The sequence below is a fragment of the Pseudomonas sp. URIL14HWK12:I5 genome (assembly GCF_900176445.1).
Classification (GTDB): domain Bacteria; phylum Pseudomonadota; class Gammaproteobacteria; order Pseudomonadales; family Pseudomonadaceae; genus Aquipseudomonas; species Aquipseudomonas monteilii.
In genome coordinates this window covers 521,110-535,372 of the sequence record NZ_FWXQ01000001.1, presented here as the reverse complement: position 1 = coordinate 535,372, position 14,263 = coordinate 521,110, and the positions used below count along the sequence as shown (strand labels likewise).

Annotated in this window: 12 protein-coding genes; 2 read left to right on the top strand and 10 right to left on the bottom strand. The window is 62.3% G+C overall.

Annotation, left to right across the window (positions count from 1 at the left end):
- Positions 1-2 precede the first annotated feature (2 nt).
- From hutH to hutC, 4 genes are all read right to left on the bottom strand, one after another.
- A complete protein-coding gene (hutH, locus tag B9A31_RS02510; protein ID WP_019098304.1) occupies positions 3-1,535 on the bottom strand; it encodes a histidine ammonia-lyase in 1,533 nt (510 codons plus the stop codon).
- Between the two features lie 108 nt (positions 1,536-1,643).
- Positions 1,644-3,317 (bottom strand): urocanate hydratase, encoded by a 1,674-nt coding sequence (gene hutU / locus B9A31_RS02505; RefSeq protein WP_016712451.1) that lies wholly within the window; start codon positions 3,315-3,317, stop codon positions 1,644-1,646.
- Positions 3,318-3,472: 155 nt separating this feature from the next.
- Entirely contained in the window at positions 3,473-4,045 is a 573-nt protein-coding gene (locus B9A31_RS02500; RefSeq protein ID WP_016712452.1) for a HutD/Ves family protein, read from the bottom strand.
- Complete coding sequence (hutC, locus tag B9A31_RS02495) at positions 4,042-4,752, bottom strand: histidine utilization repressor (protein WP_174244684.1); 711 nt, start codon at positions 4,750-4,752, stop codon at positions 4,042-4,044. Before hutC ends, B9A31_RS02500 begins: the two co-directional genes overlap by 4 nt.
- A gap of 142 nt (positions 4,753-4,894) precedes the next feature.
- Between hutC and B9A31_RS02490 the strand changes: the two genes are divergently transcribed.
- The gene (locus tag B9A31_RS02490) at positions 4,895-6,259 is read left to right on the top strand and encodes a formimidoylglutamate deiminase (RefSeq protein ID WP_019098303.1); all 1,365 of its coding nucleotides are present in this window, start codon (positions 4,895-4,897) and stop codon (positions 6,257-6,259) included.
- A gap of 32 nt (positions 6,260-6,291) precedes the next feature.
- On the opposite strand, the gene B9A31_RS02485 is transcribed toward B9A31_RS02490, so the two are convergent.
- The 5 genes from B9A31_RS02485 to B9A31_RS02465 all read right to left on the bottom strand — a co-directional run bounded on the left by B9A31_RS02485 (position 6,292) and on the right by B9A31_RS02465 (position 11,649).
- The gene (locus tag B9A31_RS02485; protein WP_019098302.1) at positions 6,292-6,864 is read right to left on the bottom strand and encodes a lipocalin family protein; all 573 of its coding nucleotides are present in this window, start codon (positions 6,862-6,864) and stop codon (positions 6,292-6,294) included.
- On the bottom strand, positions 6,861-7,115 hold the full coding sequence (gene bamE / locus B9A31_RS02480) for an outer membrane protein assembly factor BamE domain-containing protein (RefSeq protein WP_003249234.1): 255 nt from the start codon (positions 7,113-7,115) through the stop codon (positions 6,861-6,863). Before bamE ends, B9A31_RS02485 begins: the two co-directional genes overlap by 4 nt.
- Positions 7,116-7,340: 225 nt before the next feature.
- Complete coding sequence (locus tag B9A31_RS02475; RefSeq protein ID WP_019098301.1) at positions 7,341-7,937, bottom strand: DUF924 family protein; 597 nt, start codon at positions 7,935-7,937, stop codon at positions 7,341-7,343.
- 3 nt (positions 7,938-7,940) lie between these two features.
- Positions 7,941-8,951 (bottom strand): class 1 fructose-bisphosphatase, encoded by a 1,011-nt coding sequence (locus B9A31_RS02470; protein WP_016712457.1) that lies wholly within the window; start codon positions 8,949-8,951, stop codon positions 7,941-7,943.
- A 247-nt stretch (positions 8,952-9,198) separates the two neighbouring features.
- Complete coding sequence (locus tag B9A31_RS02465) at positions 9,199-11,649, bottom strand: glycogen/starch/alpha-glucan phosphorylase (protein WP_019098300.1); 2,451 nt, start codon at positions 11,647-11,649, stop codon at positions 9,199-9,201.
- A 184-nt stretch (positions 11,650-11,833) separates the two neighbouring features.
- Between B9A31_RS02465 and B9A31_RS02460 the strand changes: the two genes are divergently transcribed.
- Positions 11,834-12,238: a YkgJ family cysteine cluster protein gene (locus B9A31_RS02460; protein ID WP_025752310.1), complete on the top strand. Its 405-nt coding sequence runs from the start codon at positions 11,834-11,836 to the stop codon at positions 12,236-12,238.
- A gap of 122 nt (positions 12,239-12,360) precedes the next feature.
- On the opposite strand, the gene typA is transcribed toward B9A31_RS02460, so the two are convergent.
- Complete coding sequence (gene typA / locus B9A31_RS02455; RefSeq protein ID WP_016712460.1) at positions 12,361-14,181, bottom strand: translational GTPase TypA; 1,821 nt, start codon at positions 14,179-14,181, stop codon at positions 12,361-12,363.
- Positions 14,182-14,263: the final 82 nt, after the last annotated feature.

Sequence of the window (14,263 nt, the reverse complement as noted above, 5' to 3'; positions counted from 1 at the left end):
CATTACAGGCTTGGCAGCACACCCGCCGGCAGCAAGCCGGTCAGGCTACCCTTGGCCAACAGTTCCACGGCCTTTTCGATGTCTGGCGCGAAGAAACGGTCACGGTCGTAGTGCGGCACTTCGCTGCGCAGCGCCTTGCGCGCCTGCTCCAGCTTGGCGGAAGTCTTCAGGCCTTTGCGCAGGTCCAGGCCCTGGCAGGCGCCCAGCCATTCGATGGCCAGTACGCCACGGGTGTTTTCAGCCATTTCCCACAGGCGCTTGCCAGCAGCCGGGGCCATCGACACGTGGTCCTCCTGGTTGGCCGAAGTCGGCAGGCTGTCGACGCTGTGTGGGTGCGAAAGGGCCTTGTTTTCGCTGGCCAGGGCGGCAGCGGTCACCTGGGCGATCATGAAGCCGGAGTTGACCCCACCGTTCTCCACCAGGAATGGCGGCAGCTGGGACATGTGCTTGTCCATCATCAGCGAGATGCGGCGCTCGCTGAGCGAGCCGATTTCGGCGATGGCCAGGGCAATGTTGTCGGCAGCCATGGCCACCGGCTCGGCGTGGAAGTTACCACCGGAAATCACATCACCTTCGGCGGCGAACACCAACGGGTTGTCGGACACGGCGTTGGCTTCGATGCCCAGCACTTCGGCAGCCTGGCGCAGCTGGGTGAGGCAGGCGCCCATGACCTGCGGCTGGCAGCGCAGGGAGTACGGGTCCTGGACCTTGTCGCAGTTCTTGTGCGACAGCGACACTTCACTGGAATCGCCCAGCAGGTCGCGGAAGCAGGCGGCGGTGTCTATCTGGCCGCGCTGGCCACGCACTTCGTGGATACGCGCATCGAACGGCGAACGCGAGCCCAATGCCGCTTCGACGCTCAGGCCACCGCAGGCGATGGCAGCAGCGTACAGGTCTTCACCCTGGAACAGACCACGCAGGGCGTAGGCGGTGGAAGCCTGGGTACCGTTGAGCAGGGCCAGGCCCTCTTTGGCAGCCAGGGTCAGCGGTTCGAGGCCGGCAACTGCCAGGGCTTCGGTGGCCGACAGCCACTGGCCTTTGTAGCGGGCCTTGCCTTCGCCCAGCAGCACCAGCGACATGTGCGCCAGCGGCGCCAGGTCACCGGACGCGCCCACCGAGCCTTTCAGCGGGATGTGTGGGTAGACTTCGGCGTTGACCAGGGCGATCAGCGCGTCGATGACCTTGCGGCGAATGCCGGAGAAGCCACGGCTGAGGCTGTTGATTTTCAGCACCATGATCAGGCGCACCAGGTCGTCATCCAGCGGCGCGCCGACACCGGCGGCGTGGGACAGCACCAGCGAGCGCTGCAGGTTTTCCAGGTCGTGGCTGGCGATGCGGGTCGAGGCCAGCAGGCCGAAACCGGTGTTGATGCCGTAGGCGGTGCGGTCTTCGGCAATGATCTGCTCGACACAGGCAACGCTGGCGTCGATGGCCGGCGCGGCGCTGGCATCCAGTTGCAGGCGCACGGGCGCGGCGTGGATCGCACGCAGCTGGGCCAAGGTCAGGGTGCCGGGCTTGAGGGTGAATTCGGTCACGTTGCTACTCCAAATCGCGTGGAGCCGCAGGCCCGTTTTTCGGTGCCTGCGCGCTCCTTCTTGTTGTTCAGTATCACCCCTTGCGGGGTGCGATCCAAAGCGCGGCGATCAGCCAGTGATCATCGGCAGGTCCAGGCCCTGCTCCTTGGCGCAGTCGATGGCGATGGCGTAACCGGCATCGGCGTGGCGCATCACGCCAGTCCCCGGGTCGTTGGTCAGCACGCGGGCGATACGCTCGGCGGCTTCGTCGGTACCGTCGCAGACAATCACCATACCCGAGTGCTGCGAGAAGCCCATGCCCACGCCACCGCCGTGGTGCAGCGACACCCAGGTGGCGCCGCCTGCGGTGTTCAGCAGGGCGTTGAGCAGCGGCCAGTCGGAGACAGCGTCCGAGCCATCACGCATGGCTTCGGTTTCGCGGTTAGGGCTGGAGACCGAACCCGAGTCCAGGTGGTCACGGCCGATCACCACCGGTGCCGACAGCTCGCCGCTGCGGACCATTTCGTTGAACGCCAGGCCCAGCTTGGCGCGCAGGCCCAGGCCAACCCAGCAGATACGTGCCGGCAGGCCCTGGAAGCTGATGCGCTCGCGGGCCATGTCCAGCCAGCGGTGCAGGTGGGCGTCATCGGGGATCAGTTCCTTGACCTTGGCGTCGGTCTTGTAGATGTCCTCGGCATCGCCAGACAGCGCCGCCCAGCGGAACGGGCCGATACCACGGCAGAACAGCGGGCGAATATAGGCCGGCACGAAGCCCGGGAAGTCGAAGGCATTGGCCACGCCTTCTTCCTTGGCCATCTGGCGGATGTTGTTGCCGTAGTCGAAGGTCGGGATGCCCTGCTTCTGGAAGTCCAGCATGGCTTGTACGTGCACGGCCATCGACTGCTTGGCGGCCTTGACCACGGCAGCCGGTTCGGTCTGCGCACGGTCGCGGTACTGTTCCCAGGTCCAGCCGGCTGGCAGGTAGCCGTTCAGTGGGTCGTGGGCGCTGGTCTGGTCGGTGACCATGTCCGGGCGCACGCCACGCTTGACCAGCTCTGGCAGGATTTCGGCAGCGTTGCCGTGCAGGGCGATGGAGATGGCCTTGCCTTCGGCAGTGTACTTGGCGATGCGCGCCAGGGCGTCGTCGAGGTCGGTGGCCTGCTCGTCGACGTAGCGGGTTTCCAGGCGGAAGTCGATGCGGCTCTGCTGGCATTCGATGTTCAGCGAGCAGGCGCCGGCCAGGGTAGCGGCCAGTGGCTGGGCGCCGCCCATGCCGCCCAGGCCTGCGGTGAGTACCCACTTGCCTTTCAGGCTGCCGCCGTAGTGCTGGCGACCGGCTTCGACGAAGGTTTCATACGTGCCCTGGACGATGCCCTGGCTGCCGATGTAGATCCAGCTGCCGGCGGTCATCTGGCCGTACATGGCCAGGCCTTTGGCGTCCAGTTCGTTGAAGTGTTCCCAGTTGGCCCAGTGCGGCACCAGGTTGGAGTTGGCGATCAGCACGCGTGGGGCGTTGCTGTGGGTCTTGAACACGCCGACCGGCTTGCCCGACTGCACCAGCAGGGTTTCGTCGTCTTCCAGGCGGGTGAGGGTTTCGACGATCTTGTCGTAGCATTCCCAGTTACGGGCAGCGCGGCCGATACCGCCGTACACCACCAGTTCTTTCGGGTTTTCCGCAACCTGTGGGTCGAGGTTGTTCATCAGCATGCGCAGTGGCGCTTCGGTCAGCCAGCTTTTGGCGGTCAGCTTGTTGCCACGTGGGGCACGGATTTCAACGTCACGGTATTTGTTGTTGTCGGTCACGGGAAAGGTCCTCTGCGGTCGTCCGCGGGCGGGTATGTCGTGGTCAATATACAAACACACCTTTACTTGTATGTACAAGCATGGACAACCAAAATATTTGGACTGATCCGCTGAACGGCTGAAAAAGCTGGGGCCGCTTTGCGGCCCCGAATAGCTCAACGTGAAATGAGTTCGATCAGGCAGAACCGCCCCTGAACCTCCAGCCCAAGCAATTCGTCATTGCCTTCGAGCCGCAGGCAGTCATGCAACCCCAACCGCTGCGTTTCGCGCCCTGCCATGGTCACCTCAACCTGGCTACTGGCCGCAAACAACAACACCGTCGACGCCGAGCTGTACAACCGGCTGGTGCCATCGAACCACTGCAACCGCGCCCGATACCGCTGCGGTGCATAGATCAGGTTGAAATCGCGAATCGGCCCGCCCAGCAGCTTGCAGCTGACCTGGCTTTCGCCGCTGAAGGCAAAGGCATCCAACGGCAACAACGGTCGACTGGCCTGGCCATTGACCAGCAGTCGCATGCCATCGCCCTGCAGCACAGTGATGATCCGCTGGTAGCCGGCGAACGTGGAAAACCCGCCCGACTCCTCGATATCGGCAATCGACAGGCGCCAGCCAAAACCGTCCAGCCCTTCACCGCTGTCGCGGGTAATTTCTTCGGTGAAACCGCCACCGTTCTTCCACGGCATGCGCGGGTAATCCTGCGCACGCAACAACTGCAGTTGGCTCATTTACTGAAACGTCCTTCCAGGCGATGACGGGAACCGGGGTGTATCAACCGTGCAGCGGTCACCGGCTGGCGGCCGGACCAGGTGCGGCGGCGAATCAGCAGACAAGGCTCGCCCCGCTCGATCTGCAACAGGGTGCATTCGTCCGGCTCGGCCAGGATGGCCTCGACCACGTGCTCGCCCTCGGTCAGCGGCGCCACCTGGGACAGGTAGGCGTAAGGCGTCTGCCGGGTGAAGTCCTGCTTGAGGTAGTCAGGGGCAATGGCCGCGTTGACGTAGCGGTCCTCGATCTGCACCGGCACGCCGTTTTCAAAATGCACGATCAGCGAGTGGAACACCCGCTGGCCTTCACGCATGTCCAGGGCCAGGGCCCGTTCGGAGCCGGCGGCTTCTTCGGCAAGGGTAATGACCTGGCAGCTATGCTGATGGCCGCGTGCGGCGATTTCGTCGGCAATGTTGTTGACCTCGAACAACGCCGATCGGCCCTTGGGCTCAGCCACGAAGGTACCCACGCCTTGCATGCGCACCAGCAGGCCTTCAGCCGTAAGCTCGCGCAGGGCGCGGTTGATGGTCATGCGGCTGAAACCCAGCTCGCTGACCAGTTCGCTCTCGGAGGGAACCCGGTGGTGGGGCGGCCAGCTGCCGTTGTCGATCTGCTGGACGATCATGTGTTTGACCCGGGCATACAGCGGCGCCGGGCCCTCGCCCATCTGGGCAACCAGCGCGGAGACAGGAGGTGTCGGCACGGCGTTGAGTCCTTTGCAATGGAATGAGCGGTAGCTTGCCGCAGTTTACCCGGCAGGCAAACGCCTGTATATGTATATACAAGTTAACAATAACAGGATTTTACCGATGTCCGCCTACTTCGCCGAACGCGCCCTGCTGCCAACGGGCTGGGCCAACCATGTCCGTATCGAGGTCGCCAGCGATGGCCATGTAGTCAGCATCGAGCCGAGCGCTTCGGCCGAAGGTGCTGAACGCCTGGCCGGCCCGTTGCTGCCCGGCATGCCCAACCTGCACTCGCATGCCTTCCAGCGCGCCATGGCAGGCCTGGCGGAAGTCGCTGGCAACCCCAACGACAGTTTCTGGACATGGCGCGACCTGATGTACCGCCTGGTCGGGCAGATCACCCCGGACCAGCTGCAGGTCATCGCCCGCCAGCTGTACATCGAGATGCTCAAGGCCGGCTACACCTCGGTAGCCGAGTTTCATTACGTGCATCATGACCATGCCGGCAAGGCCTACGCCGACCCGGCCGAGCTTTCCCGCCGCATCAGCGCGGCTGCGGCCGACAGCGGCATTGGCCTGACCTTGCTGCCGGTGCTGTACAGCCACGCCGGCTTCGGCGGCCAGGCACCGAACGACGGGCAGCGGCGCTTCATCAGTTCCACCGAAGGGTACCTGCAACTGCAGGCACAACTGTCCCCGATCCTGGCCGCGCAACCTGCACAGCAGTTGGGCCTGTGCTTCCACTCGCTGCGAGCGGTAACGCCTGGGCAGATCGCCGACGTGCTGACGGCCAGCGACAAGCAATGCCCGGTGCATATCCATATCGCCGAGCAGCAGAAGGAAGTGGACGACTGCCTGGCCTGGAGCGGCCTGCGCCCGCTGCAATGGCTGTACGAACATATCGATGTCGATCACCGCTGGTGCCTGGTGCATGCCACCCATGCCGAGCCGGATGAAGTCACCGCCATGGCCCGCAGCGGTGCCGTGGCCGGGCTGTGCCTGACCACCGAGGCCAACCTGGGTGACGGGATTTTCCCGGCGGTGGACTACCTGGCGCAGGGCGGGCGCATGGGCATTGGTTCAGACAGCCATGTGTCGCTGAGCGTGGTGGAAGAACTGCGCTGGCTGGAATATGGCCAGCGCCTGCGTGACCAGCGGCGTAACCGCCTGTACCGCGCCGACCAGCCGATGGTCGGGCGCACGCTGTATGACGCAGCACTGGCAGGTGGTGCGCAGGCACTGGGGCAAGGGATTGGAGAGCTGGCCGTGGGCAAGCGTGCCGACTGGCTGGTACTCGACGGGCAGGACCCTTATATCGCTATGGCGGATGGGGATGCCATTCTTAACCGCTGGCTGTTTGCGGGTGGGGATCGCCAAGTGCGCGATGTGATGGTGAATGGGCAGTGGGTAGTGCGCCAAGGGCGGCATGCACAGGAAGAGGAAAGCGCGCGGGCGTTTACTCAGGTATTGCGGCAGCTTTTGGGTTGAGTGTACTGGGGCTGCTTTGCAGCCCCAAAAAATCAGTGCATTTTTACAATCTGTTGATCAGACGCCCGCCAAATCAAGCGGCTGGTGTCATACCCCTGCTGCCGAGCCTTGGACAACAGGTTCTCACGCTCCCACGCCGGCAATGTCGGCGTACGCGACAGAATCCACAGGTGCTTGCGATCCGGGCTGCCGACCACTGCCGTGCGGTAACGGTCATCCACGTACAGAATCCAGTACTCGCCCCGAGCCACGCCCGGCACCAGCTTGGTAAACCAGTTGTCGAACTCTACCCACAGCTTGTCGGTATGCCCCGGTTCCTGAATGCTGGCGTGCCCCTCGGCACGCAGCCATTCATCACCCATGGTGCGGCAACGGTTGAGCACGCCAAAGCTGCCATCCGGCTTGAGGTTGTAGTGCGCCTCGGACTGCTCGCAGCCGGTCTGGTAGCGCATAGGCAGGCGTGCCAGCTCGAACCATTTGCCCTGATAGCGCTTGAGGTCGACATTGCCGGCGGTTTTCGGCGCCAGCGGGTCATGCACGGAGCCTGCACAACCGCCCAGCAGCAACGCCAGGCACACCCCCATCAGCAGGTACGCACGCCTCATTTGAGACCCTGCCCTGAATACATCAGCACCTTGTCAGCTGCGTACTGCACGCTGATGAAGCTCTTCTCGTCCCCCCAGGTGCAGCTGCTCATGCCCAACGCGCCAGAGCACTCGGTCGGCGTGCCGAGCAACTGCTCGACCTCGGCCTTGTTCATACCGGCCTTGATCTTGGAATAGTTTTCCTGGTTGATCTTGCTGCAGGCAGTCAGGACGACGCACAGCGACAACAGGGCGAGGGAACGCAACGACATGAAGGACACTCCTGGAGAGGGGATACAGGCGAGTGGCCTGCAGTGACCTTCGACGGAAAAAACCCTCCCAGGTTCCCTACTCCACCCCATTTACCCCTACACCATTGGTCGGGTGGCCACTACCGTGCGATTAATCACAAAGTAATAGTCATCGCCCAATAAAAAAGGCCGCACCTTGTAGGAGCGGCCTTGCGTCACGACAGCCTGCGCAGCAGGCTCAATGCCTCAGAACCTGGACCCGGGCTCCAGCAAAAAGTCCATCTCTTCACTGGTACTCGGCCGCTCCAGCACCAGATTGCGGTGCGGGAAGCGCCCGAACCGGGCAATCACGCGCTGATGCTGCTCGGCATAGTCGAGGAAGCCTTCGAACAGCCGGCGATGGGCCTCTGGCTGCTCGTCGAGCAATACCTGATAACGCTCGACACACAGGTTCTGCCAGTCCAGCACCTCGGCATGCTCCAACACCAGCAGCACGAACACCCGCTGGATGGGCAGCAACTGGTAGTCCCAGCCCTTCTGCAGGCCCTGCATGGCCACCACCTGGGCACGCCGGTCGCCCTCGAAAGCGCGCGGCGTGTCGCGGTAGATCATGCGCGGCAGCTGGTCCAGCAGAATCAGCAGGCCCAGCCAGCCCTGCGGGCTTTGCTGCCACTCGTCGAGCCCGCCGGCCAAGGCCTGCTCGGTCAGGTCGCCAAACAGCGCATGGGCATCGGCATCGTGATGCTTGCCGAACCACAGCGTGCTCTTCTCGTCAGCCACGGCCTGGGGACTGGTGCCCCAACCGAACCACCATTCCAGCAACGGCTGCCAAGGTGCGAGCATGACTTACTCCTTGTGGTAGGCGGTAACGCGCTCGACCTCTTCCTTCGAGCCGAGGATCACCGACACGCGCTGGTGCAGGCTTTCTGGCTTGATGTCGAGGATGCGATCGTAACCGTTGGTGGAGGCGCCGCCGGCCTGCTCGATGATGAAGGACATCGGGTTGGCTTCGTACATCAGGCGCAGCTTGCCCGGCTTGCTTGGTTCACGGGCGTCACGTGGGTACATGAACAGGCCGCCACGGGTCAGGATGCGGTGCACGTCGGCCACCATCGAAGCGATCCAGCGCATGTTGTAGTTCTTCTTCAGCGGGCCGGTCTCGCCTGCCAGCAGCTCGCCCACGTAGCGTTGTACCGGGGCTTCCCAGTGGCGCTGGTTGGACATGTTGATGGCGAATTCGGCGGTGCTTTCCGGCACACGGATGTTTTCGTGGGTCAGAACGAAGCTGCCCAGCTCGCGGTCCAGGGTGAAGCCCTTCACGCCATTGCCCAGGGTGAGGATCAGCATGGTCTGCGGGCCGTAGATGGCGTAACCGGCGGCGACCTGCTGGGTGCCTGGCTGCAGGAAGGCGTTTTCGTTCAGGGTTTCGTTCTGGCTCAGGTATTCGTTAGGGCAACGCAGTACCGAGAAGATGGTGCCGACCGACACGTTGACGTCGATGTTCGACGAACCGTCCAGCGGGTCGAAGACCAGCAGGTAGGCGCCTTTCGGGTATTTACCCGGGATCTGGTAGGCGTTGTCCATTTCTTCGGACGCCATGCCGGCCAGGTGGCCGCCCCACTCGTTGGCTTCCAGCAGGATATCGTTGGAAATCACGTCCAGTTTCTTCTGGACTTCGCCCTGCACGTTTTCAGTGCCCATGCTGCCCAGCACACCACCCAGGGCGCCTTTGGACACGTGATGGCTGATTTCCTTGCACGCACGCGCCACCACTTCGATCAGGAAGCGCAGATCGGCAGGGGTATTGTTGCTGCGGGTCTGCTCAATCAGATAGCGACTCAGGGTAACGCGGGACATGTATGGCTCCGAACGGATTGGGGGGGATGAAAAACCCCCGCAGTTTACAGGGAGAGTTGCAGGCTAGCGAGTGATGAGACTCGCCACGGCTCTCTGACGGCACAATAGGTCGGTAGTTCAGCCTTCGCCAGGCCGGTGGTCTGGTTGTGGGCCCATTCGCGGGCACGCCCGCTCCCACAGGTGTCTCGCAAGCTGCGAGGCTTGTGATGCACCTGTGGGAGCGGGCGCGCCCGCGAATGGCCTCACATCAATCCAAAGCCTTCCAGATCTCGGTGGCATACTCCCGAATGGTCCGGTCCGACGAGAACCACCCCATCCGCGCCGTGTTCAGCACCGCCATGCGCCACCACTCCTGCGGCGTGTGCCACAGTTCCTCGACCCGCCGCTGGGCATCCCAGTAGGCATCGAAGTCGGCGCACACCAGGAAGCGGTCATACGCCACCAGCCCGTCGATCAAGCCGGCGTAGCGCGAAGGGTCGTCCGGCGAGAACACACCGCTGCGAATCGCCTGCAGCACGTCACTCAGGCGGTTGGACGCAGCAATCGCCGCACTGGCACCAAAATCACCCGCCTTCTTGCGCGCCTCGACCTGCTGGGCTGTCAGGCCAAAGATGAACATGTTGTCGGCACCCACCTGCTCGCACATCTCCACGTTGGCGCCATCCAGCGTGCCGATGGTCAACGCGCCGTTCAGCCCGAACTTCATGTTGCTGGTACCGGAGGCTTCATAACCGGCCGTGGAAATCTGCTCGGAAAGGTCTGCCGCCGGGATGATGCTTTCAGCCAGGCTGACGTTGTAGTTGGGCAGGAACACCACCTTCAGCAGGCCACGGACGGTCGGGTCGTTGTTCACCACCCGAGCGATGTCGTTGGCCAGTTTGATGATCAACTTGGCCTGGTGATAACTGGCTGCCGCCTTGCCGGCGAAAATCTTCACCCGCGGCACCCAGTTGGTACCGGGGTCGTTGCGTATGGCCTGGTACAACGCCACGGTGTGCAGCAGGTTTAGCAACTGGCGCTTGTACTCGTGGATGCGCTTGACCTGCACGTCGAACAACGCCTCGGGGTTTACCGTAACGCCTATGCGGTCCTGGATGATGCTGGCCAGCGCGCGCTTGCTGTGCAGGCGCTGGGCGGCGAACTGCTTGCGAAAACCAGGCTTGTCGGCAAACGGCACCAGGCCGGCCAGCCGCCCTTCAGGGTCGTCCTTGAGCTCTGGCCCGAGCGCCTCGACCAGCATGTCGGTCAACTGAGGATTGGACTGGTACAGCCAGCGGCGGAAGGTAATGCCGTTGGTCTTGTTGTTGATACGCTGCGGGTAAAGCTTGTGCAACTCGGAGAACACGGTGCTCTTCATCAACTTGCTGTGCAGCGCCGACACGCCGTTGACGCTGTGCGAGCCAAGAAACGCCAGGTTGCCCATGCGCACGCGGCGGCCGTTGTCTTCCTCGATCAGCGACACGGCGCGCAGCACGTCGAAATCGTGCAGGCCTTTGGCGCGCAGCGAGTCGATATGGTAGGCATTGATGAGGTAGATGATCTGCATGTGCCGGGGCAGCATGCGTTCCATCAGCGCGACCGGCCAGGTTTCCAGGGCTTCGGGCAGCAGCGTGTGGTTGGTGTACGCGAGCGTGCCGACAGTCAGCTCCCAGGCCTTTTCCCACGGTATTTCATGCTGATCCACCAACAGCCGCATCAACTCCGCCACCGCAATCGATGGGTGGGTGTCGTTGAGCTGGATGGCTGCCGCATCGGGCAGGTTGAGCAGGTCTTTGTGCATGTTCAGGTGACGGCGGAGCAAATCCTGCAACGAAGCCGACACGAAGAAGTACTCCTGACGCAGGCGCAGTTCCTGCCCCGCCTCGGTGCTGTCCGCCGGGTACAGCACGCGAGAAATGCTCTCGGCCCGCGCCACTTCGGCCACGGCCCCCAGGTGGTCGCCCGCATTGAAGCGTTCAAGGTGCAGCTCTTCCAGCGCCCGCGCACGCCACAAGCGCAAGGTGTTGACGCTGGACCCGCGCCAGCCGACAACGGGCGTGTCATAGGCGACCGCCCGCACCGTTTCACCCGGCGACCAGACCTGGCGCTGGGCACCGCTATCATCGCTCAAGGTTTCAACGCTGCCGCCGAAGCTGATCGGGTAGATCACCTCGGCACGCTCGAACTCCCACGGGTTGCCGAAATCCAGCCAGTTTTCGGTCTGCTCCTGCTGCCAGCCATCGACCACGGCCTGACGGAACAGCCCATGCTCGTAGCGGATGCCATAACCATGGGCGGCAATGCCCAAGGTGGACATACTTTCCATGAAGCATGCTGCCAGCCGGCCAAGGCCTCCGTTACCCAGCGCGGCATCGGGTTCGAGCAGGCGGATGCGCTCCAAGTCCACATCCAGCCCTTCCAGTGCATCGCGGGCGATGTCCAGCAGCCCCAGATTGCTAAGGCTGTCGTACAGCAGGCGCCCGATAAGGAATTCCAGGGAGAGGTAGTAGACCCGCTTCTGGCTGCGTCGATAAGCCTGGCGGGTATGGTCCATCCAGTGGTCGACCATGTGATCGCGCGCAGCCAGGGCAATGGCTTCGAACCAGTCATGGTCGAAGGCGTGCTCCGGGTCCTTGCCAACCGCATAGGTCAGCTTGTTCAGTACGGCGGCGCGAAAATCCGCGACTTCGGCGTCACGTGCTTTGGGTTCCTGGGACATGCGGCATCCTCGGGCAAGTTGACGAAAGCGGAGGGAGATTGTTGAGACTAGACCCTTCGACCGGGAGTGACAGTTACGGTTCGCAGTTTTCATGCCCACTCTGCGATTCCGGCAAAAGGTTGTTCATAAATTGAACAATTCCGGTATCATCGCGCGCCCCAAGACCGTGATCCACCCTATAAAGATGAAAACAACCCTGATCGCCGCCGCCGAAGTCGACCGCCTGGAGACTTGGCAGCGCTACACCAGCCACATGTGCGGTGGCTGCCACTCGACCTGTTGCACCCTGCCGGTGGAGGTGAAGATCAAGGATCTGATCCGTATCGGCGTGGTAGACGAGTTCGAAAAAGACGAACCGCCGAAGAACGTGGCCAAACGCCTGCAGAAGGAAGGCATCATCGAGCGCTTCAACCAGAAGTCGGGGATCTTCACCCTGACCCGGATGAGCAACGATGACTGCATGTATCTGGATCGTAAAAGCCGCCTGTGCACCATTTATGACAAGCGCCCGGATACCTGCCGCAACCACCCCAAGGTCGGGCCGCGACCGGGGTATTGTGCGTACAAGCCCAAGGTGGTTGGGCGCTGATCGTTAGCCTTCAAGTGCCGCTTCGCGGGCTTGCCCGCGAAGCGGGCAGCACAATTCCTGAAGGCATAAAAAAACGCCCCCGGCCTTTCGACCGGGGGCGTTTTCATTCAGCCTGAGCTAACTCAGTTCTTGGCTTTCTTGGCAGCGCGGGTACGCTCGCCTTCGTCCAGGATCTTCTTGCGCAGACGGATCGACTTAGGCGTCACTTCGCACAGCTCGTCGTCCTGGATGAATTCCAGGGCCTGTTCCAGGGTGTGGCGAACTGGCGGTACCAGGGCGATGACTTCGTCTTTGCCCGAAGCACGCATGTTGTCGAGCTTCTTGCCTTTGGTCGGGTTCACGCCCAGGTCGTTGTCACGGCTGTTCAGGCCGATGATCTGACCGTTGTAGATCTCCTGGCCGTGCTCGACGAACAGCTTGCCGCGCGCCTGCAGGGTTTCCAGCGAGTAGGTCAGCGCCTTGCCGGTTTCGACCGAAACCAGTACGCCGTTCAGGCGGCCGGACATCTGGCCCGACTTCATGGTGTCGTAACGATCGAAGATCGAGGTCAGGATGCCTGCACCGTTGGTCAGGGTCAGGAACTGGTTACGGAAACCGATCAGACCACGGGCTGGAATGTTGTACTCCAGGCGCACACGGCCCTTGCCATCCGGAACCATGTTGGTCAGGTCGCCTTTACGCAGACCCATCTCTTCCATCACCTTGCCCTGGGATTCTTCAGGGATGTCGATGGTGACGTTCTCGAACGGCTCCTGCTTCACGCCGTCAACTTCGCGGATGATTACTTCAGGACGGCCTACGGCCATCTCGAAGCCTTCACGGCGCATGGTTTCGATCAGAACCGACAGGTGCAGCTCACCACGGCCCGATACCTTGAACTTGTCAGGGGAATCGGTTTCCTGAACGCGCAGAGCAACGTTGTACAGCAGCTCTTTGTCCAGACGGTCCTTGATGTTACGGCTGGTGACGAACTTGCCTTCTTTACCGCAGAACGGCGAGTCGTTGACCTGGAAGGTCATGGAAACGGTCGGCTCGTCAACGGTCAGCGGCTTCATCGCTTCTACCGCATCCGGGGCGCACAGGGTGTCGGAGATGAACAGCTCGTCGAAACCGCTGATGCAGACGATGTCGCCAGCCTGGGCTTCTTCAACGTCTACACGGTGCAGGCCGTGGTGGCCCATCAGCTTCAGGATACGGCCGTTACGCTTCTTGCCGTTGGTGTCGATGGCAACAACCGGGGTGTTCGGCTTGACGCGACCACGGGCAATACGGCCAACGCCGATAACGCCGAGGAAGCTGTTGTAGTCCAGTGCGGAGATCTGCATCTGGAACGGGCCGTCACGGTCAACAGACGGCGCAGGTACGTTGTCGACGATCGACTGGTACAGGGCGGTCATGTCTTCGCCCATTTCGGTGTGGTCCAGGCCGGCAATGCCGTTCAGGGCCGAGGCGTAGACGACTTTGAAGTCCAGCTGTTCGTCGGTAGCACCGAGGTTGTCGAACAGGTCGAAGATCTGGTCCAGAACCCAGTCAGGACGTGCGCCCGGGCGGTCAACCTTGTTGATCACGACGATTGGCTTCAGGCCGGCTTCGAAGGCTTTCTTGGTCACGAAGCGGGTTTGCGGCATCGGGCCGTCCTGGGCGTCGACCAGCAGCAGCACGGAGTCGACCATCGACATTACACGCTCAACCTCGCCACCGAAGTCGGCGTGGCCGGGGGTGTCGACGATGTTGATGTGGTAGCCGTTCCAGTTGATGGCGGTGTTTTTCGCCAGAATGGTAATACCGCGCTCTTTTTCCTGGTCGTTGGAGTCCATGACGCGCTCGTCGTTGAGCTCGTTACGCTCCAGAGTGCCGGACTGACGCAGGAGTTTGTCGACCAGGGTGGTTTTACCATGGTCAACGTGGGCGATGATGGCGATGTTACGCAGATTTTCGATCACAAGTGTATCTCGATCAGAGGATTCGGTTGCCGCCCAGTGTAGGCGGCCAATATGTACTGTTTAAGGCTCAGCGGGCCCGGCG

Excerpts from the sequence above, each read along its gene's own strand:
- B9A31_RS02460 (WP_025752310.1), top strand. The coding sequence starts at position 11,834 with ATGAAAACAACCCTGATCGCCGCCGCCGAAGTCGACCGCCTGGAGACT.
- B9A31_RS02470 (WP_016712457.1), bottom strand. The coding sequence starts at position 8,951 with ATGTCCCGCGTTACCCTGAGTCGCTATCTGATTGAGCAGACCCGCAGC.
- B9A31_RS02485 (WP_019098302.1), bottom strand. The coding sequence starts at position 6,864 with ATGAGGCGTGCGTACCTGCTGATGGGGGTGTGCCTGGCGTTGCTGCTG.
- bamE (WP_003249234.1), bottom strand. The coding sequence starts at position 7,115 with ATGTCGTTGCGTTCCCTCGCCCTGTTGTCGCTGTGCGTCGTCCTGACT.
- B9A31_RS02475 (WP_019098301.1), bottom strand. The coding sequence starts at position 7,937 with ATGCTCGCACCTTGGCAGCCGTTGCTGGAATGGTGGTTCGGTTGGGGC.
- hutC (WP_174244684.1), bottom strand. The coding sequence starts at position 4,752 with ATGGGCGAGGGCCCGGCGCCGCTGTATGCCCGGGTCAAACACATGATC.
- B9A31_RS02500 (WP_016712452.1), bottom strand. The coding sequence starts at position 4,045 with ATGAGCCAACTGCAGTTGTTGCGTGCGCAGGATTACCCGCGCATGCCG.
- B9A31_RS02490 (WP_019098303.1), top strand. The coding sequence starts at position 4,895 with ATGTCCGCCTACTTCGCCGAACGCGCCCTGCTGCCAACGGGCTGGGCC.
- B9A31_RS02465 (WP_019098300.1), bottom strand. The coding sequence starts at position 11,649 with ATGTCCCAGGAACCCAAAGCACGTGACGCCGAAGTCGCGGATTTTCGC.